Genomic DNA, 17691 nt, shown 5'->3' with positions numbered 1-17691 from the left:
GACGGTCAGGCTTTGCCAAGATCCCTGATCGGCGAACCTAGTCGATCACGCCTACTGGCCGCATCAGGCCAATCCGAAAGACAGGTCTGCCTGGGCGGACGTGAGCCAGTTTGAGATATTTTCGAACGGCATCGGCCGGGCAATCAGATATCCCTGTACCGAAAAGTTGCCCATCATGCGCAAGCGATCAAACTGGCTGTCGGTCTCGACGCCCTCGCAGACGATATCGATATCGAGCGACCGCGCGAGATGGATGAGGTGATTGACCACAATCTCCTTCTTCGCATCCGTCAGGATTTGCGCGGTGAAAGAACGGTCAATCTTGAGACCGTTGATCGGCAAATCCGCAACATGCGAGAGGGATGCGTAACCGGTTCCAAAGTCGTCGAGTTCGATGTGAACCCCGAGATTGTGCAACTCTTCTAGGACTTCGGAATTGTTGCTGCGCTCGCTGTCCAGGAAGACAGATTCAAGCACCTCGGCGGTGATGAACTCCGGAAGGACACCATGCTTGGCCATTGCGCTGTTGAAGTCGTCGAGCAAGGTTCCAGAGGTGAGGTGAGAGGGCGACAGATTGACGGCGATGCGGCCAAAGTCCAGCTGGGATGCCTGCCAGATACTTGCTGCCTCCAGTGCCTTGTCAATGACCACCTGTCCCAGCGGTGCCGCCAGGCTGGTCTTTTCGACAATCGGCAAAAAGCTGCCGGGGCCGAGCATGCCGCGCGTCGGGTGCTGCCACCGCACGAGCGCTTCAATCCCAGTCACCTGTTGAGTTCTGATGTTGACCTGCGGCTGAAACACCAGGAAGAACTCGTCGCGGCGCAGCGCGTGACGCAGTTCCTGCTCCATTCGTGCTTCTTCGTCGCTATCAATCTTCATGTCGCTGGTGAAGTAGCTCCAGCGATCCTTGCCGTCGTCCTTCGAGCGATACAGTGCCAGATCAGCGTGAACGAGAAGCGTCGCAAAGTCCTCGCCATCATTTGGGCAACAGGCAACGCCAAGGCTGACGGATGGCCAGATTTGGTTGCCTTCGAACTCCATCGGCGCCCGCATGACGATATTCAGTCGCTGGCAAAGCTCCTCCGGGTCGGCGTCGCTATCGACGGCAATGATGACGAACTCGTCGCCGCCCCAACGATAGCCTTTGCCCAGATCGATGCAGCAGGTTCTTAGTCGTTCGCCTGTTTCCTCCAGACATGCATCGCCGGCACTATGCCCAAGCGTATCGTTGATGCGTTTGAAATTGTCGATATCCATATGGATGATGAACGCGGGCTTGGACTCATTGCTTTCGGCGAAGGCGACTGCGGCGTCGTTCTGGCAGGCTGCGCGATTGGGCAGTCCAGTCAACTCATCAAAATAGGCGATGCGTTCCGCCGCATGGCGGGCAGCTTGTGTCTCGCGCTCTCGTGCAGTCCGTTCAGTAACATCGTTGCAAATCGCAACCAGCAACGAGGTGTTCTGAGTTTCGTGAAGCTGGATGCGAACTTCGACCGGATATTCGCTGCCATCCTTGCGCCGATGCGTGCCTTCCAGGCTGAGTAGCGACGTCGCCCCATCAAGCAGAGGGTGGAGGGTTTCGCGCAGCAACTGCTCGTCATTGTTGCCTAGAACTTCCCAGGCTGGAAGATCTGCAAGCTCCTCCATCGAGTAGCCGATGTTGTCGCGTGCGCATTGATTGGCGTGTTGGTAGAGCAGCGTCTTCGGATCGAAGATGTAGATTTCGTTCAGCGATGCTTCGAGAATGTTGGCTAGGCGTTTGCTGCGTTCCTGGGAGTTGTGGTGTTCGGTCACATCGTGTGTCGTGCCGAACACCTTTGCAGCGGCACCATCTTCACCGGCCTGTACATAGCCACGGACATGCAGATGCCTTGTCTCGCCATCTTTCCGGATCAGCTGATGCTCGAAGTTGAACTGCCCGCACTTCAGGATGGCTTGGTCCAACTCTGTTTCGACGGCCATGCGTTGCCAGGGCGGGATCAGCTTGAAAAACTCTTCACGCGCTTCAAAGGACGAGAGGGAGAGCGGCAGGCCGGCGATCCGGTACATTTCATTCGACCAGTAAAGCGAACCGTTCTGAAGGTCGCGTTCCCAGCTTCCCAGCGACGCGATCTTTTGCGCCTCAACCAACCGGTCCTGGGAGTGTTTCAGCGCGTTGGTATTGGCCTCGACCTCCTCTTCCAGCTTGCGCCGGGTCTTGACGACAGAAGCTTGTAGGTTGCGTGCGAGGCAATTGAAAACGAGCCAGGCGGCAAAGGCGATCAGGCCAGCAATCAGCAGCGAAATACCGGTATGGAGCACAAAGGCTTTCGCCTGAGGGGTAATGTCCTGAAGCAAAACAAGATGAGAGCTGCTTGCGCCATTCGCGAACAAAAGTGGGAAGCTATAGGCGATCTTTACCGCGCCATCGTCGAAAACGATGCGGTCGAACCGGGAAAGCTGATCGAGATCGCTTTCAACGAGGGGGCCGATGTGAGGGGGGAGCTCAGTCTCACCTACCGTGCGATACGCCACATTGCCGAAAGTGATCCAGCCGTTTCGCGCATCAGCTGGCGCGGTTCCGGGAATCAGGCTGCGCGTCTTGTGAACCTCTATAACGTCGGCCTGAAGCGTTCTGCCGATGAATACCAAAGGGCGGCGAATTTCCATGCCGAGCTTTAGGAAACCAAGAAACCTGCCATCCACGCTCCAGGGTCTCACAGCGGAAATGGTCGTCGTTCCGTTATCTCCAAGCTCGAGCCCACGCGATACGCTCTCCGTCTCAGCTGCAAGTCCAAGCAGGAAATTCGGTTGATCATCAGGCCGCGTAATCGCCTTGTGTGCGCTGATAATGCGATGTTTATCCGAGTTATAGACGCTGAATTCCGTGATCTGATGTAGATCGGTCATCTCCGGAAACAGGTGCGCGGTCACCTGCTGCAGCGCATAGGGGTCATCGCTTTTAAAGGCGTCGATCAGTTGCTGATTGACGGAAAGTCCGAGCAGGCCTTTTTCCAGACCGTCTGTTCCGATTTTCTGCTGATGGCTTAGAAAGGACTTGGCCGTTTCGATTGTTTTTTCGAGGCGGTGCGTGAGGTGCTGGTATTCGCTGAAAAGCCTTAGTCCCGTCAAGGAGATGACTGTCAGGGCAAAAAAGCAGATGAATGTGACCTTGAGCGGCTTCGAGATCTGCCTGCCGTTGCGGCTCCAGTGGCGCATAATAGCGTCGAGACGCGCGGAAAAACCGCGCTCTTCGTCCGATCGGCTTTCGATGGCTTCAGCTGGTTGAATTCTGACGCCCACTACAAACTCCTCGTGCAGCCTCGCGCTGCCATCCATTCCGAAACGGCCGGTCTGGAGGAGAGTGGCAATCCCTGATTTTTCGCGCAGGGGCCGTCACAAATCGTCAAGAACACGAGCTTCGGTCAGCGTCAAGCTAGTCGAGACAAGTTAACTTCTCTTGAATCCTCATGTTAATTTGTTAGCAAAAGCGTGGATATTCCAAGTACTTAGAAATGGGACCCTGACACATTCTTGCCGTCGGTGACTGACTGTCCTGTAGACGCCATCGCCTCTGTTTGCAGCGCTCAAGAAGGATGTGTGCATAGAGCTGAAGATGCCGTCGCGTAAACGACGGTTTATCTCCTATGTAACAACTGTCGCCCTTAGAGTTTGGGGCGTGGACAAGGCAGGCAGGGTTTGTGACCGACGGGCGGTTCGTCCACGTCTTGGGCGACGCAGCTAAGGAAGTTAAAGACCTTGGATTCCTTAAGAATTTGGAACGGAAGTCTCCGTTCATGGACCACGTCGCTGGAGGTTCGCCTACTGCTCTAAGAACGGCAGGAGCATACCAAGAAGCTCCTTGGGGTTCTCCTCGGTGACGAAATGGCCGGCTTTGACAGGACCGCCCGAGACGTCGTCGGCCCATCGCCCCCAGACATCTAGAGGTGTTTCACCCGCTTGCGCGATACCCGTGGCGCCCCAAACGGCGAGGAGCGGCGCTTTCACCTTGTTTCCTGCTTCCAGGTCCTGCCGATCATGATCGACATCAATTGTGGCGCCTGCCCTGTAGTCCTCGCAGGTCGCAGCGATGCGGTCCGGTTGGGAGAAAAACGCATGGTAGTGTTGCAGCGCTTCCGCGCCAAAACTCTCAAGCGACTTGTCAGCCGTCCAGCTGGCCAGCGTATGATCAAGAAAGCGTCTTGCTGAGGCCGCAATGAGCTCTTCCGGGAAGGGAGCCGGTTGCGCCAGAAATGCCCAGTGGTAGATCTTCAGGGCAAAATTCCGGTCCATCCGCTGCCAATAGTCATAGGTCGGCAGGATATCGAGCACCGCCAGCCGCTCGACGCAGTCTGGATGATCCAGCGCCATACGATAGGAAACACGGGCGCCGCGATCGTGCCCCACCAATCGAAAACGCTCATGCCCGAGCTTGCGCATGAGAACGAGCAGCGTGCTGGCCATGGCGCGCTTCGAATATGCGTGATGATCAGCACTTGGTTCCGGAATGGAACTTCGGCCATAGCCGGGAAGATCAGGAAGGATCAGTGTGAAGCGCTGGGCGAGATCGGGAGCGATCTGGTGCCACATCGCATGGCTTTGCGGATAGCCATGGACGAGCAGAAGGGGCGGTCCGTCACCTCCAGTTCGGCAATGAATTTCACAGCCATCACAGTCAATGCAACGCATTTCAAAGCCGGGGAAAAGCTCCGGCAATACAACAGGGTCTGACACGTATTCCCTCCCGTGGAAGTCCGATGAGCAGGAGGGTGCACGGGCGTGGTTCGCGGCGCAAGGCTGCTTTGCCGACAAAGGGCGGCGAGGCTTTAGCTTTCCCGCTCGATCGCACGCCAGCCGATGTCACTTCGGCAAAATCCGTCTGGCCAGTCGACCTTTCCGACGGCTGCGTAGGCCCTTTCTCGGGCTTCCTTCACCGTTTTGCCGCGTGCGGTGATGTTCAGAACCCGGCCGCCATTTGCGAGGACCTTGCCATCGCTTGACTTGGTCCCGGCATGAAAAACCTCCACGTCAGCATCTGACGACGCTTCGGCAAGCCCGCGGATCTCGGTGCCTTTTTCATAGGATCCCGGGTAGCCATTTGCTGCCATGACCACCGTGAGCGCGACATCGTCGTGCCATCTGGCACTGACGTTCTTCAAAGTGCCTTCGGCCGATGCGAGCATCAAAGTGAGGATGTCGTCCTTCAGCCGAAGCATCATGACCTGGCACTCGGGATCGCCGAAGCGCGTATTGTACTCGATCAGTTTTGGACCGTCGGCCGTGATCATCAATCCGGCATAGAGAACCCCTTTGAAGGGAGTTCCACGTTTGGCCATGGTCGCAACAGTGGGGTCGATAATCTCACGCATCGTGCGCTCGATCATCTCCTCGCTCATCACCGGTGCTGGCGAGTAAGCCCCCATACCACCGGTATTGGGGCCCGTGTCTCCGTCGAACGCGCGCTTGTGGTCCTGGGCCGTCGCGAGTGGGAGAGGGGTCGTGCCGTCCACGATGACAAAGAAGCTGGCTTCTTCGCCTTCCAGGAACTCTTCAATGACGACTTCAGCGCCAGCCTCGCCGAAACTTCCGTCGAAGCACGCTTCGACGGCTTCCAGTGCATCCTTTTCAGACATGGCGACGACAACGCCTTTGCCGGCAGCCAGGCCGTCAGCCTTGACAACGATCGGCGCACCCTTTTCGCGAATGTAGGTGAGTGCGTCTTCCTTCTGGTCGAACCGGCCATAGCCCGCCGTTGGAATATCGGCTTCGTCGCAAACGCCTTTGGTGAAGGCTTTCGAACCTTCCAATTGAGCTGCGGCCTTGCTGGGGCCGAATGCCTTGATGCCAGCAGCCTCCAGATCGTCCACCAGGCCGGCGACAAGCGGTGCTTCGGGGCCCACAACGACCAGATCGATCTGCTTTTCCTGGCAGAACTCAATCACGGCGGCATGATCGGTTGCGTCCAGAGAAACAAGAGTTGCAACCTGGCCGATGCCGGCATTACCCGGCGCGGCGTAGAGCGTGCTGAGCAACGGTGAGTTGGCAAGTGCCCAGGCCAGGGCATGTTCACGACCACCGGAGCCAATCAGAAGAACGTTCATAGGGCGCAGTCTCTCGAATCTGTGGCCAGGCAACTGGCCGGTCCTCGCTCTTGCGAGCGAACGATCAATTTCGCGGCGGTCTAACATGTTGTGAGGGTTTCAGACAATGGAGATGCGGGGTGATGGCCGCGCCCTTCCACTCACACGCGCAGTCAAATCAAATCGGCAAGGGCGGGAGGACTGGAGTGCGACGCTCTCTTGAGATTTTTTTGGGCGGCCCTTCGTCAGCACGTGAGTTGCGACGGCTTTTGGGCGAAGCTTACCTTGAAAGCGGTCAGCCTGTTTCAGATGAGCAGGAAGACGAATTCAATCGCTTGCTCGTCGATGCTGCGGCAGGGCGAATCTATCTGTTTCGCTACAAGGGGGAGCCGGCAGGTTTCGCGACGGTTTTCTTTCGTCAGTCCGTCCGCGAGGGTGGACGTGTCGCCCATTTCGAGGACCTGTTTCTACGCTCTCAACTCAGGCGCCTCGGACTTGGACAACGCATGGTTCGCGCAGTGATTCAGGATTTGGAAGCGTTCGGTATCGTCTCGGTTTGGTCTTTTACACGTCGTGATGCTCACGTTGAGCGTCTTTTCGAGCTGGAGCATTTCGAACGTCACCCTCTGAATGCCTTCAAGAGGTCGCGGACGCTTGAAGATGAGGAATAAAACATTCCTTGTACCGAATGTTTGCCTTGTCAATTTATACACTATTGGTACAGAAGGGGCATGGTTGTCACGAACACATTTTTGCTGATCGCGCAGGCCGCGGTCTATTTCACCGTCATGATGAGCCTTCTTCAGGCTCGACATTCCATCGGCATCGGTGTGTTCATGTGCGCGCTCGGCGTGATGCACTTCCTTGAGACCTACCTCGCCAGTGTCTTCTACATCGAGCTGCCTTTCGGCATCATTTCTCCCGGTTCAACGATCTTGTTCTCGGGCAAGCTGCTAATGATCTTGCTGCTGTACATCCGCGAGGATGCGCTTGTTGTCCGTCAACCCATCTACGGCCTCCTGATCGGCAACTTTCTGATTGTCGCGCTGGTGATGATCCTGCGCAGCCACGACACCGTGTCGGTTATACCTGATCGCGTTCCGGACATCCGCTTTGTCGATGAGATGGGATGGTTGATGGTCTGGGGCACGATCCTCCTTTTCATCGATGCCATCGCAATCATTGTACTTTACGAGCGCATCGGAGACGCCTTCGGTCGGCATCTGGGATGGAGGTTTCTTGTTTGTGGGGCAGTCGTTCTCACCTTTGATCAGGCTGGCTTCTACCTTGCCCTTCGTTACGTATCAGGGGCGCCTCTCAGCGTGTTCTTCGGCGGTTGGGCAGCAAAAATGGTCGCGACGCTCCTCTACACCGGTTTCTTTGTCACCTACCTTCGGTTCTTCGATGAAAAGGCCAAGTGGCTCACGCATCGCTCCTTTCGGGACGTCTTTCATGTTCTGACTTACCGCGAACGCTATTATGACCTTCTCGAAACCTCGGGCCGGGATCACCTGACAGGCGTTCACCATCGCAGAAGCTATGATCTCAACGGTCCAAAAATCCTGCAGGAGAGCCTCGCGGCAGGCCGGTCCATCACCATGCTGGTCATCGATATCGATCACTTCAAATTGGTCAATGACAGGCTCGGGCATCAGGCTGGAGACGAGGTGCTGAAGGCCATCGCAGGCCTTCTCAACGAAAACTTGAGGGCTGAAGACCACCTCTATCGCTTTGGTGGAGAAGAGTTTGTGCTTTTGTGTGACCGTCTCGCGCCGGAAGCGGCGATGGGAATGGCAGGGCGCATCCGCAAGCTGATCGAGAAGTTCAGTATTATCTATCTGCCTGAAAAGGTTACGGTCAGCGTTGGGGTCGCAAGCGCGCCAGAAGACGGCGATAGCCTTGAGGCTCTGTTCCAAACCGCCGACCAGCGTCTTTACAGAGCCAAACATATGGGCAGAAACCGTGTCTGCGGCCCAGCGGTGCAAGACTGAGCTTATCAGCCGTCAAAAATCGCTCGCGCCCGAAAGCTGCCCGCGGTAAATGAAATCCATGTTTTTCGGTACAAAAGACACGGGACCCGTCGCTGACGCTGTTAAGAGTCATTGGGTCGACACGCGGCTTCCTGCCTGGGCGAGGCCCTATGCACGACTTGCGCGTTGGGAACGGCCGATCGGTTGGTGGTTGCTGCTGTGGCCTTGCTGTTGGTCTGCGTCGCTGGCGGCGATTGCGGCGGAGGCCCCTGGACCCAATCCTTGGCACATCGCCCTGTTCTTGATTGGGGCTGTCGCCATGCGTGGTGCCGGCTGTACCTACAATGATCTGGTCGATGAAGACATTGATGCGCAGGTGGAGCGCACACGCTCCCGGCCAATACCAGCCGGTCAGGTCAGCCGAAGTCAGGCAAAGATTTTTCTGGCCGCGCAGGCTCTCGTCGGCCTTCTGGTGCTCCTGCAGTTCAACACCTTCACAATCCTGCTGGGTTTTGCCTCGCTTTTGCCGGTGGCCATCTATCCCTTCATGAAGCGCGTCACAAACTGGCCTCAGCTTTTCCTGGGGCTGGCGTTCTCGTGGGGAGCACTCATGGGATGGGCTGCGCACTTTGGGTCGCTGTCCTGGACGCCGCTCATCCTTTATGCCGGCGGCATTTGCTGGACGATTGGCTACGACACGATTTACGCCCATCAGGACAAGGAAGATGACGCCCTTGTCGGCGTGAAATCGACGGCCCGCCTGTTCGGCGCCTGGACGAAACCGGCAATGCTGCTGCTTTACACGCTGGCGACCCTTTTGTTCGCCTTGGCTGCGGTGCTGGCTGACGCAGGGCCGGCAGCATTTGCGGGCATTGCTCTCGGCGCGCTTCATCTGCTCTGGCAGTCGATTGTGCTCGACATCGACGACGGCGATCAGTGCCTCAAGCTCTTTCGCTCGAACACCACCTACGGCTGGATCCTGTTTATCGGCTTTGTCCTGGATGCGCTGATCCGCTGGCTTTGACGCAAGTGCGCGTGCGGTCAGGCAGCTTCTTCGGCATTGAGCTGAGCGACTTTGGAAGGGATGTCCGCATCGGCAAGAATGTCGGTGACGATTTGGTTCTTACCTTTGGCCTTCGCTTGATAGAGGCGCTCATCGGCCGCGGCGAGCGCCCTGTCCAGAGGCTCGTGACCCGAAGACGCAGAATATAGTCCGCCGCTGATCGTGGCGCTGACCTTGCCATTCGAGGCAGCCAGCGATTCACGTGCAAAGCGTTCGCGAATGCGTTCTGCGCGCATGATCGCCTTGTGCGGCGTTGTGCCCGGCAGGAACAAGGCGAATTCTTCTCCACCCAGACGCCCCGCAATACTGCCTAACCTCAGGCCGTCGCCACAGATTTCCCCAAGCGTTTGAAGGATGCGATCGCCCGTCGCATGACCATGCGCATCATTGATCTGCTTGAAATGATCCACGTCGATCATCAAGACGGAATAGGGCTTGGGCCATCCGCTCTGATCCGCCAGCCAGCGCCGGGCATCATCGAAAAAGGCTCTGCGATTGGCAAGGCCTGTGAGCGAATCACGGTGGGCTTGGTCGCGATAGTGCCGCTGTTCTTTTTCGATTACCAACGAGAACACCAAGATGACCTTGGCCGATGCCGTCAGCAGGACCAGGAGAAGATAGATCTGGGTCGCACTTTCACTGTAAAAGTCAGTCAGAGACCCAATGGATTTAAAGTGTGAAACGAACATGTAGCCCGTTTGATAGACGGCATCCAAAGTGGAGGTGATGCCGAGCCATTTTGCGGTATTCAAGCGTTCCTGATTGTGACGAAAGCAAAGAATGGCAATCCAGCATGAAGTCGAGATGAAAACGGCTTGCACGAACAATGCCCGAGCAGCGTAGGTCTCGAAAAACGCCGGAATTGTACACAGTGTGAGCCACAGTATGCTTGGCAACACGGCCAGCCGATACGGACGCTCTTGCTTCCAGAGCGCGGCCACAGCGACAGGGCCAAGACCAAGTCCGAGAAACAGGAATGTGTTGCCGAAAATGATGCAGAGGTCTTCCGGAAATGTCTGACGCAGACTGATCGAAAGTGAGCCCACACCTGCGAACGCGAAGGCGAGTGCCCAGATGAAGATGCTGTCTCTGTTGCTTTCTGTCTGGTGCGGTGTCACGCGCCAGACGAGGAAAATCAGCAGTGCTGCGACCCACTCGACAATCGTAATCGCGATGATGAGCGTTGCCGCGTCCAAGGACATGAGGTGCATCTTTCAAAGACGAGTAAGGAAAAGCAGGAGTGAAAAGGTGTTGGTATCTCTATGTCCGCTATTATAAATCCATACTGTAAAAAATACGTAATGATCTCCGGCATCGCGAAAATGCGCCAGGAACCGGTCTGGATCAGTCCCGTGCGATGATCTCTCGCTCGCCCTTGTAAACCTTGAACTGAGCTCCAGTCTGGCCGATGCGGCGGCGGACGAGGAAGCGAGGGCGCCGGCCGGTCAGCAAGGGATACTTGCGTCTTGGAGCTGGCGTTCCGCAGGGGCGGGCACTGAAAGCTTCTATTGGTTTGACCGCGCCACCGGTGTCGCACACCAGCATTGGCAAATTCAGCGCTGCCGACCATGATGGCCAGGATGTCGCCAATTGTTCGGGCTTGTCGGTTTCGATCAGAATGACGCAGAACTGCGGGTCCGGATGCTTCAGAATTAGCCTTGCCGCGACCGCGCCCCGCACGTCCGATGCCTCGATCTGCACCATGACACCGGAATAGGTATGGACCGGTGCGATCAGCGACTTGAGGCCACCGTCGCGCCATCGGCTGATGCTGACGTTCTGTGTGTCGAGTTTCACCTCGACCGGATTTGTTTCGTCAGCAACGGCCACATCGAAAAGCCGCGTTTCGAAAACTGCGGGCAGTTGGCCGGGGTCGGGAACTGCTATTGCTCCCGCCCCGGCTTCCATTGCTCTGTCTACTGCTGTTTGACGTCTCAATTTGCCTCTCCGTCGGACCTTGTTTGTTTTTTTAGGTCTCGCGAATGAAAGCAACGTAGCGACTACAGGTGGTGATCCACTTAACGTACAGAGTTAAAAAAATCTGATTTTAAAGAGGGTTACTTATTTCTCACCGCTGGATTTACGATTGATCAACCCTGATACGTCGGAAGTCTTCGACGACTTGTGGAACAGCTATCGAGTTTTTTGCGTTTCGCGGCTTGGGTGGTCCGCAGGATGATCTATATGCCTTTCCAAGGGTTCATAGGTGCTGAGCCGAGACAGTGGATGACGCGCTTGCCTCCAGAGTCTCACCATCTTATGAAAGCCAGGCAGCAGGAGATTTGAACGCACATGTCAGAAGTCATCGACCAGAGTGAGTTGGAAATCCGGGCAGCCCGGCTTGTGGACGCCGCGAAAAAGGCGGGTGCGGATGCCTGTGACGCGGTGGCTGTCACGGGTGTTTCTCTTTCGGTTGATGTCAGAGATGGGCAGGTAGAAGAGACCGATCGCGCAGAGGGCGATGACGTCACCCTGCGTGTTTTCGTTGGCAAGAAAACAGCCTCTGTATCTGCCAACGTTCTGGATGATCCAATGGCCCTTGCAGAACGAGCCGTCGCGATGGCCAAGGTGACGCCTGAAGATCCCTACGCGGGTCTCGCCGAACCCTACAGGCTCGTTAAAAACTTTCCTGATCTGGAAATGCTGGACACTACCGAGGTCCGCGCAGGCAAGCTTGCGGATTTGGCAAAGGAAGCCGAAGAGGCTGGTCTTTCGGTGGCTGGCGTTACGAAATCCGGCGGCGCCAGCGCGTCCTGGAGACTGGCTGGCATTGTCCTGGTGACCAGCCATGGCTTTTCCGGATCCTACCTGAGTTCACGTCACGGATTGTCAATGACCGCCGTCGCCGGTGAAGGCACTGCTATGGAACGCGACTATGACTATGATTACCGGGTTTTCCTGGAAGACATGGAAAATCCAGCTGATATCGGCCGACGCGCAGGTGAACGTGCCGTTCGTCGGCTGAACCCGCAGAAGATTTCAACCCGCACCGCAAATGTTGTCTATGAATCACGCGCCGCGAAGAGCCTCCTCGGCCATTTTGCAGGGGCTGTAAACGGTTCATCCATCGCACGAAAGACGAGCTTTCTGCGAGAGAAGATGGGGCAGCAGATTTTCGCACCGGGGATTCAAATTGTTGATGATCCGTTGAAACGCCGTGGCGCCGCGACCCGGCCGTTCGACGGGGAAGGAACGACAGGACTGGCGCTCGATATGGTTGAGGATGGCGTCCTGAAACACTGGTTCCTTGACGGGGCCACCAGCCGTGAATTGGGATTGGAGCCCAATGGCCGCGCAAACCGAGGTGGATCCGGTACCTCTCCCGGTGCAACAAACCTGACTTTGTCACCTGGCGAAAAAACGCCTGAAGAGTTGATGAAGGAGTTGGGGGAGGGGCTCCTTGTCACAGACCTGATTGGTCACGGCGTAAATGGCGTCACGGGCGATTATTCGCGCGGGGCATCAGGCTTCTGGTTCGAGAATGGCGAGCCGGTTCAGGCTGTCAGCGAAATCACCATTGCGGGCAATCTGATTGACATGTTCGGGCGCATGGTGCCGGCGAGTGACCTCGATGCCCGCTATTCAGTGGCGGCGCCATCGGTCATGATTGAGGGACTGGCCATTGCCGGTGAATGACGGACCAGAACAAGCTCCCGGCAGCATGGATGATCTCGCGCTGCTTGAAGGCGCCGCCAGACAGGCGGGCGAGATCGCGTTGTCGTTCTTTGGCGGAGATCCAAAGACGTGGTTCAAGGACAACAAGTCACCCGTTTCAGAAGCTGATCTGGCAGTAGATGGCTATTTGGCCGAGGTGCTCCTGGCTGCGCGACCCGATTATGGCTGGCTTTCGGAAGAAACAACCGACAATTCCGACCGCCTTGAATGCCAGCGTGTTTTCATTGTTGATCCGATCGACGGGACGCGTGCGTTCTTGGCCGGCGGTGACGAGTGGACAGTCGCGTTGGCAGTTGTCGAGAACGGGCGCCCGACCGCGGGCGTGGTCTATAGTCCGGTGCGTCAGGAAATGTTCACTGCAATTGCAGGCAAAGGAGCCTTTATCAATGGCGAGGCGCTTGAGGTATCCGGGCAGGCCAGTATTCTCGGAGCGAGCCTCACAGGTCCGCATTCAATCGCTGCCAACAAGGACGTTTTGAACGCAGGCTTTAAGCGTTCTGCGAACATACGTTCGCTGGCCTATCGCATTGCGCTCGTGGCCGCAGGCCGGGTGGATGTCGCTGCCGCACGCGGCTCGGCAAGTGACTGGGATCTTGCGGCGGCTGATCTTTTGGTGCAGGAAGCGGGCGGCAGATTAACCGACCTGTCTGGACAGGGCGTGCGCTACAATCAAGCTGTAACGCGCCACCCCGCATTGATCGCAGCACCTGAGCGCCTTGTCTCCCCGGTGTGCGAGCTGCTGTCCCGATTGGTGGGCTGACTAGCGACGCAACTCGAACCTGCGAGATCTGAGAAATGAGCGAAGCCCAAGAGCCGAAACAGCTCCTTCATCTGGTGTTTGGTGGAGAACTTGAAAGCCCCGACGGCATGACCTTCCGCGACCTTGAAGGCCTGGACGTCGTTGGGATCTATCCGAATTACGCTGAAGCCTATGCAGCCTGGAAGGGCAAGGCTCAGGCGACAGTTGATAACGCGCACATGCGTTATTTCATCGTGCACATGCACCGTCTGCTCGATCCTGAAGCCACCAGCTGAGGACTGACCCAAGTTCACCGGACATCTAGTTGATGCTTAAAAGTCTCGGCCGTCACCCTGTTGTTCTCAGGACTGTCGGCACTCTTCTGGCGGCATATCTGAAGTTCGTTCGCAGGACGAACCGTTTTGTCGTGGATCCGCCTGATGTCTACGACCAGATCGATGGTGATCTGCCGGTCATCGTGGCCATGTGGCATGGTCAGCATTTCATGGCGCCGTTCATTCGGCCCGAAGGCTATTCAGTGAGCGTTATGATCTCAAGGTCCGCTGACGGCGAGATCAATGCGATTGCGGCAGAGAAACTGGGTCTGGGTTTGATCCGCGCCTCAGGCAGCCAGAAGGCACATCAGATTTCCAAGCGTGGCGGCATGCGTGGCTTCATTGAAGCCATGCGGGTTCTGCGTGGCGGCGGCAATGTTGCATTAACCGCAGATGTCCCTAAGGGCCCCGCACGGGTTGCTGGTCCAGGAATCGTTCAAATCGCGCGTCATTCCGGCCGTGCGATCTTGCCCGTCGCCGTCGCAACCAGTCGCAGCATTGAGCTGAATTCCTGGGACAAGGCCAGCATCAACTTGCCGTTCGGGCGGGGCGCGATCGTGCTTGGTGAGTTGATCCATGTTGCTTCCGACGCCGATGATGACGCTTTGGAAGCATCGCGCCAGGAAGTTGAAGCGGGATTGAATGCGACCACCCGGCGGGCCTATGAGTTGGTGGGGCGCAGCGATGGCTGAACGTTGCCCGTTTCCGGTAACGTTCTATCTGGTCCTGTCACGACTGGCCGCGCCAATCTATAGGCTCGTTCATCTGCTCCGGTGTCGGCGTGGCAAGGATGATCCCGAAAGGTCGGGAGAAAAATTCGGTTTCGCCAGCATTGCCCGGCCAAGCGGACCGCTCGTGTGGCTTCACGCAGCAAGCGTCGGCGAAACAATTTCCGTGCTGCCATTGATCGAGGCACTAACCGCGGATCATCAGCGCGTCTTGTTGACCACCATCACGAGGACAGCGGCAGAGATTGCCGCAAAGCGGCTGCCGGATGGGGCCTTCCATCAATATGCACCGTTCGACAATCAGGACTATTGGGATCGCTTTTTGGACGCTTGGATGCCTGATCTGGCGATCATGGTCGAATCCGAGATCTGGCCTGCCTGCTTTGAAAGCCTGCGCAGGCGAGACTGTCCGCTTTGCCTCGTAAATGGCCGCATGTCGGAGGGGTCTTTCAAAAACTGGTCACGTTTCCCCAAGTCATCACACCACATTTTCCAGGCGCTTGATCTGGTCCTTGCACAAAGTTCGGCTGACGCACGGCGTTTGAGAACGTTGGGCTGCAGGGTCGTCGAGGAGCCCGGGAACCTGAAGTTCGACGCAATGCCGGAGCGCCCTGAGGCAGAGCGTATTCGCAACCTGTCCAGCATGTTTGAAGGACGCCCGGTCTGGCTGGCGGCTTTGACCCATCCAGGAGAAGAGGAAATTGTCCTCGTCGGTCATCGCGCATTGCTGGACAAGAACCCGGATTTGCTTCTGGTGCTCGTTCCACGACACCCCGCACGCGCTGTGGAGGTGTTTAAGGCGATTGAGCAGATCGGGTTGAACGGGGTTCGAAGGAGCGTGGGCGATCGCATCCTTCCCAGCACCCAAGTCTATCTCGGCGACACCCTTGGTGAAATGAGCCTGTTTTACGAGGTCGCTGACGTGGCCTTCCTCGGAGGTTCGTTTGTCGAGGTGGGCGGCCACAATCCTGTTGAGGCCGCGAGCCTCGGAACGGCGATCATCACGGGCCCAAAGGTGGCGAACGCACGAACTGTCTACAAGTCCTTGTGGCAGGCCAGTGGTGCGCTTCGGGTAGACAAGGCGGATGCGCTTTCGGATGCGGTGGCCGGGCTTATGCAGGACCATGCAGAGAGAAACCGCCAGATCGAGGTCGCACGCGAGATTATCGAGAATGGGCGTGGTGCACTCCAAAGGACGCTTGCCTTCCTGCGACCCTATCTGCCACCGTCAGGCGCGGCGGATACGGGGGGCGAGGGGCAATGAGGAAGGCACCAGACTTTTGGTGGCGCAAAGGATGGAGCTGGCAGGCATTTCTGCTCATCTTGCCGTCATTCCTTTATGGCCGGATCTCCGGCGGACGCATGCTGCAGAAGCCGCGCGGCAGTGCCAATATACCCGTTATCTGCATTGGCAATTTTGTGCTCGGCGGTGTCGGAAAGACACCATTCGCCTTACGTCTCGCTGAACGCCTGACTGCCGAAGGATATAACCCGGGTTTTCTGCTAAGGGGCTACGGCGGACGCGCAAAAGGTCCTCTGTCGGTCGATCTGAATGTTCATGATGCAGAGGCGGTTGGAGACGAGGCTCTCTTGCTTGCGAGCAAACTGCCAACGGTCGTTTCCGCAGATCGCCTGGACGGCGCGGAATGTGCAGAAGGCGAGGGCATCGACCTTCTGATCATGGACGACGGGTTTCAGAACCCTGCACTGGAAAAAGATCTGTCAATCGCACTCGTGGATGCGTCAACCGGGCTCGGAAATGGTCATTGCATTCCGGCGGGGCCGTTGAGAGCACCAATGGACGTGCAAATGGTCAAGACCGACGTTCTTGTTCGGGTTGGCGACGGCGATGCGGACGACGAGGTGGTTCACATGGCTGCCCGCAAGGCGCTGCCCATGTTCCATGCGCGTCTAAGAGCTGCCGTTCAAGACGAACTTAGAGAAAGGCCTCTGTGTGCCTTCGCAGGGATTGGTCGGCCGGCCAAGTTCTTTGATACATTGCGTCAAGAAGGGCTCGACGTCGCCAAGACTCTGTCTTTCGCTGACCACCATGAGTTTACCGAATCTGAAGCGGAAACTTTGCTAAAAGCCGCCGAAGCCGAAGACCTTCAACTGGTCACCACGGCCAAGGACATGGCGCGGCTTCAATCTGCGCGACACGAGATTTTTCGTTGGCTCGTCGCCAGAACACAGGTGCTGAGCGTCGCGATGGAAATCGATGATGAAGACAGGCTCGTCGGCATCATCCGCGAAAGCATCCGGTCACGCGTCTTCAAACAGGGCGCCTGAGTTGTTGCTGTCCGGTGAGCCTCAGTGTGTTTCTTTGTAGCGCTTCAAGGAAGCGACTGCGTCCACATAGGCCTCTTGAAGCTCTACCGACCAATACTTCAGTTCGTCGAGGGGAATGGCTGATCCAGTAACTGCGCAACGAACAAATGTGCCTGGCGTTTCCACCTGGTAATCGCCATCGAGGAAGCGCACGCGGGCTTCACTTGGAATGCGCGGGTTTTCATATCGGTTCATCATGGTCTTATCGCCGGTCTCAGGTCTCTCGAGCAGGCCGTTTATCGTCGCCGTGCCCAGTTTCTGGCGCGATCCTATGCATTCACTTATGCAAGGGCAAGCGTCAAAGGTAGAGGTTGCCGCGTGGAAGCTTGCTCTAGAACACCTGCAGACTTCTGCCGTCCCGCCCGATGAGATATCTGCAACGTGCCATGACGACCGCCCAGGCCGGTAGCTGTGACCTTGCAGAAGACATGAGTTCTTCCTTCCGAGCGGTGCAGTGAGAGATATCGGTCCAGCGGAGACCGTCATCAGCCAGGTCCTTGCAGATGAGAAGGTCTGGCTGGCAGGCAACAATATGCAAGGCGACCAGAACAGATTTCACCCCGTTTGCTTTCCCGAGCGCTTCGAAGGTCGCTTGCCACGGAAATCCACGTTGATGACATTTGCCGCCGTTGGCCCATCGTTTGGTGCAGGTCCGGAGACGGAGCCCTTTTGGGCGAGCGCTTCGATCATGCGCGGATCGAGGCCGTCACCGCGCTCGACCATATAGGCCTGCAGAGGGGAAAGGGGCCGACTGGCGCCCTCGGGCGTTTCGTGGTCTGTCATGAAGTGCTCAC

16 protein-coding genes are annotated in these 17691 nt (G+C 57.0%); 9 read left to right on the top strand and 7 right to left on the bottom strand.

Going from position 1 to position 17691, the window contains the following annotated elements:
• Positions 1 to 63: 63 nt before the first annotated feature.
• The 3 genes from IG617_RS21705 to purD form a co-directional block, all read right to left on the bottom strand.
• Positions 64 to 3282 carry an EAL domain-containing protein gene (locus tag IG617_RS21705; RefSeq protein WP_192110473.1) on the bottom strand — a complete coding sequence of 1073 codons (3219 nt, stop codon included), beginning with the start codon at positions 3280 to 3282 and terminating at the stop codon, positions 64 to 66.
• Positions 3283 to 3801: 519 nt separating this feature from the next.
• Positions 3802 to 4713: an alpha/beta fold hydrolase gene (locus IG617_RS17225; protein WP_338110020.1), complete on the bottom strand. Its 912-nt coding sequence runs from the start codon at positions 4711 to 4713 to the stop codon at positions 3802 to 3804.
• 92 nt (positions 4714 to 4805) lie between these two features.
• Complete coding sequence (gene purD, locus IG617_RS17220; RefSeq protein ID WP_192110472.1) at positions 4806 to 6080, bottom strand: phosphoribosylamine--glycine ligase; 1275 nt, start codon at positions 6078 to 6080, stop codon at positions 4806 to 4808.
• Positions 6081 to 6265: 185 nt separating this feature from the next.
• On the opposite strand from purD, the gene IG617_RS17215 reads away from it, so the two are divergent.
• Genes IG617_RS17215 through ubiA form a run of 3 tightly spaced genes read left to right on the top strand, consistent with a single transcriptional unit; the run spans position 6266 to position 9053 of the window.
• Positions 6266 to 6730 (top strand): GNAT family N-acetyltransferase, encoded by a 465-nt coding sequence (locus tag IG617_RS17215; protein WP_192110471.1) that lies wholly within the window; start codon positions 6266 to 6268, stop codon positions 6728 to 6730.
• A 60-nt stretch (positions 6731 to 6790) separates the two neighbouring features.
• Positions 6791 to 8050, top strand: a complete 1260-nt coding sequence (locus IG617_RS17210) for a GGDEF domain-containing protein (protein WP_192110470.1) — start codon at positions 6791 to 6793, stop codon at positions 8048 to 8050.
• A 49-nt stretch (positions 8051 to 8099) separates the two neighbouring features.
• Positions 8100 to 9053 (top strand): 4-hydroxybenzoate octaprenyltransferase, encoded by a 954-nt coding sequence (gene ubiA, locus IG617_RS17205; RefSeq protein ID WP_254170599.1) that lies wholly within the window; start codon positions 8100 to 8102, stop codon positions 9051 to 9053.
• Positions 9054 to 9070: 17 nt separating this feature from the next.
• Here ubiA and IG617_RS17200 read toward each other — a convergent pair whose 3' ends face one another.
• Both IG617_RS17200 and IG617_RS17195 read right to left on the bottom strand, forming a co-directional pair.
• Complete coding sequence (locus IG617_RS17200; RefSeq protein WP_192110468.1) at positions 9071 to 10294, bottom strand: GGDEF domain-containing protein; 1224 nt, start codon at positions 10292 to 10294, stop codon at positions 9071 to 9073.
• A 142-nt stretch (positions 10295 to 10436) separates the two neighbouring features.
• Positions 10437 to 11030: a DUF6101 family protein gene (locus tag IG617_RS17195; RefSeq protein WP_192110467.1), complete on the bottom strand. Its 594-nt coding sequence runs from the start codon at positions 11028 to 11030 to the stop codon at positions 10437 to 10439.
• A gap of 354 nt (positions 11031 to 11384) precedes the next feature.
• Here IG617_RS17195 and IG617_RS17190 point away from each other — a divergent pair, with 354 nt between their 5' ends.
• From IG617_RS17190 to lpxK, 6 genes are read left to right on the top strand one after another with little or no spacing between them, the layout of a single operon-like run.
• Complete coding sequence (locus IG617_RS17190) at positions 11385 to 12728, top strand: TldD/PmbA family protein (RefSeq protein WP_192110466.1); 1344 nt, start codon at positions 11385 to 11387, stop codon at positions 12726 to 12728.
• Complete coding sequence (locus IG617_RS17185) at positions 12721 to 13527, top strand: 3'(2'),5'-bisphosphate nucleotidase CysQ (protein ID WP_338110019.1); 807 nt, start codon at positions 12721 to 12723, stop codon at positions 13525 to 13527. The genes IG617_RS17190 and IG617_RS17185 overlap by 8 nt, the downstream gene beginning before the upstream one ends.
• 35 nt (positions 13528 to 13562) lie before the next feature.
• Positions 13563 to 13802 (top strand): DUF4170 domain-containing protein, encoded by a 240-nt coding sequence (locus IG617_RS17180; RefSeq protein WP_153770854.1) that lies wholly within the window; start codon positions 13563 to 13565, stop codon positions 13800 to 13802.
• Between the two features lie 32 nt (positions 13803 to 13834).
• Positions 13835 to 14533 carry a lysophospholipid acyltransferase family protein gene (locus tag IG617_RS17175; RefSeq protein ID WP_153770855.1) on the top strand — a complete coding sequence of 233 codons (699 nt, stop codon included), beginning with the start codon at positions 13835 to 13837 and terminating at the stop codon, positions 14531 to 14533.
• Entirely contained in the window at positions 14526 to 15833 is a 1308-nt protein-coding gene (locus IG617_RS17170; RefSeq protein WP_192110465.1) for a 3-deoxy-D-manno-octulosonic acid transferase, read from the top strand. The genes IG617_RS17175 and IG617_RS17170 overlap by 8 nt, the downstream gene beginning before the upstream one ends.
• On the top strand, positions 15830 to 16858 hold the full coding sequence (gene lpxK, locus IG617_RS17165) for a tetraacyldisaccharide 4'-kinase (protein ID WP_192110464.1): 1029 nt from the start codon (positions 15830 to 15832) through the stop codon (positions 16856 to 16858). The genes IG617_RS17170 and lpxK overlap by 4 nt, the downstream gene beginning before the upstream one ends.
• Before the next feature lie 21 nt (positions 16859 to 16879).
• Here the strand turns inward: lpxK and IG617_RS17160 are convergent, their stop codons facing one another.
• Positions 16880 to 17095, bottom strand: coding sequence for a DUF2093 domain-containing protein (locus IG617_RS17160; protein ID WP_192110463.1), 216 nt, complete (start codon positions 17093 to 17095; stop codon positions 16880 to 16882).
• 357 nt (positions 17096 to 17452) lie between these two features.
• Positions 17453 to 17680: a hypothetical protein gene (locus IG617_RS17155; RefSeq protein WP_192110462.1), complete on the bottom strand. Its 228-nt coding sequence runs from the start codon at positions 17678 to 17680 to the stop codon at positions 17453 to 17455.
• Positions 17681 to 17691: the final 11 nt, after the last annotated feature.

Origin of the sequence: Roseibium polysiphoniae, from assembly GCF_014842925.1 — a bacterium.
Taxonomy (GTDB): Bacteria; Pseudomonadota; Alphaproteobacteria; order Rhizobiales; family Stappiaceae; genus Roseibium; species Roseibium polysiphoniae.
This window is presented reverse-complemented; position numbering and strand designations above follow the sequence as displayed.

Bases quoted from the DNA above. Each gene is read 5' to 3' on its own strand.
- purD (WP_192110472.1), bottom strand. From the start codon at position 6,080: ATGAACGTTCTTCTGATTGGCTCCGGTGGTCGTGAACATGCCCTGGCC.
- IG617_RS17210 (WP_192110470.1), top strand. From the start codon at position 6,791: ATGGTTGTCACGAACACATTTTTGCTGATCGCGCAGGCCGCGGTCTAT.
- ubiA (WP_254170599.1), top strand. From the start codon at position 8,100: ATGAAATCCATGTTTTTCGGTACAAAAGACACGGGACCCGTCGCTGAC.
- IG617_RS17200 (WP_192110468.1), bottom strand. From the start codon at position 10,294: ATGTCCTTGGACGCGGCAACGCTCATCATCGCGATTACGATTGTCGAG.
- IG617_RS17190 (WP_192110466.1), top strand. From the start codon at position 11,385: ATGTCAGAAGTCATCGACCAGAGTGAGTTGGAAATCCGGGCAGCCCGG.
- IG617_RS17180 (WP_153770854.1), top strand. From the start codon at position 13,563: ATGAGCGAAGCCCAAGAGCCGAAACAGCTCCTTCATCTGGTGTTTGGT.
- IG617_RS17175 (WP_153770855.1), top strand. From the start codon at position 13,835: ATGCTTAAAAGTCTCGGCCGTCACCCTGTTGTTCTCAGGACTGTCGGC.
- IG617_RS17170 (WP_192110465.1), top strand. From the start codon at position 14,526: ATGGCTGAACGTTGCCCGTTTCCGGTAACGTTCTATCTGGTCCTGTCA.
- lpxK (WP_192110464.1), top strand. From the start codon at position 15,830: ATGAGGAAGGCACCAGACTTTTGGTGGCGCAAAGGATGGAGCTGGCAG.
- IG617_RS17160 (WP_192110463.1), bottom strand. From the start codon at position 17,095: ATGATGAACCGATATGAAAACCCGCGCATTCCAAGTGAAGCCCGCGTG.
- IG617_RS17155 (WP_192110462.1), bottom strand. From the start codon at position 17,680: ATGACAGACCACGAAACGCCCGAGGGCGCCAGTCGGCCCCTTTCCCCT.